Consider the following 268-nt stretch of genomic DNA (forward strand, 5'->3'; position numbering starts at 1 on the left):
CAGTAAGGATGGTGGAGCTATGCGGGATCGAACCGCAGACCTCCTGCGTGCAAGGCAGGCGCTCTCCCAGCTGAGCTATAACCCCATCGTAAATGCTAATCTCTGTACCCTAATTCGTTTCCGGGCAAGGCGCGGTGGTGCGAAGCATACTGAAGTATGCGAGCATCGCCGTAACACAGCACGGAGGCGAATTTGGTAGGCCTGAGTGGACTTGAACCACCGACCTCACCCTTATCAGGGGTGCGCTCTAACCACCTGAGCTACAAGC

The 268-nt window shown here is 56.3% G+C and carries 1 tRNA gene; it reads right to left on the reverse strand.

From position 1 onward, the window contains the following. Window positions 1-9: 9 nt before the first annotated feature. A tRNA-Ala gene (locus OGY08_RS00265) sits at window positions 10-85 on the reverse strand. Between the last annotated feature and the right edge of the window lie 183 nt (window positions 86-268).

This window comes from Citrobacter sp. Cpo069 (assembly GCF_030332785.1).
In the GTDB taxonomy this organism is placed as follows: domain Bacteria; phylum Pseudomonadota; class Gammaproteobacteria; order Enterobacterales; family Enterobacteriaceae; genus Citrobacter; species Citrobacter portucalensis.